This is a genomic window from Salifodinibacter halophilus, from assembly GCA_012999515.1.
Classification (GTDB): domain Bacteria; phylum Pseudomonadota; class Gammaproteobacteria; order Nevskiales; family Salinisphaeraceae; genus Salifodinibacter; species Salifodinibacter halophilus.
The window spans coordinates 1-229 of record JABEEB010000872.1 but is presented as its reverse complement, the minus strand read 5'-3'; the positions used below and the strand labels follow the sequence as shown (position 1 = coordinate 229).

1 protein-coding gene is annotated in these 229 nt (G+C 69.4%); it reads right to left on the bottom strand.

Annotated elements, in window-relative coordinates:
* A partial coding sequence (locus HKX41_14035) for a glycosyltransferase (GenBank protein NNC25253.1) occupies positions 1-229 on the bottom strand: 229 nt, incomplete at both ends.

Here is a 229-nt window from a genome sequence, read left to right as displayed (position 1 = left end):
CCCCGCCCAGGAACAGGATCACCGCCATCATCGTCGGCCAGCCCTGCACCGGGTCGCCGAACAGCAGCGCCTTGAGCACCACCTTGAGCGCGAAGGCGAACGCCAGCGCCGCAGTGACCAGCCCCAGGTAGGTCGCCAGCCGCAGCGGCGCGGTCGAGAAACTGGTGATGCCCTCCAGGGCCAGGTTCCACAGCCGCCAGAAGTTGAACTTGCTGCGCCCGGCCACGCG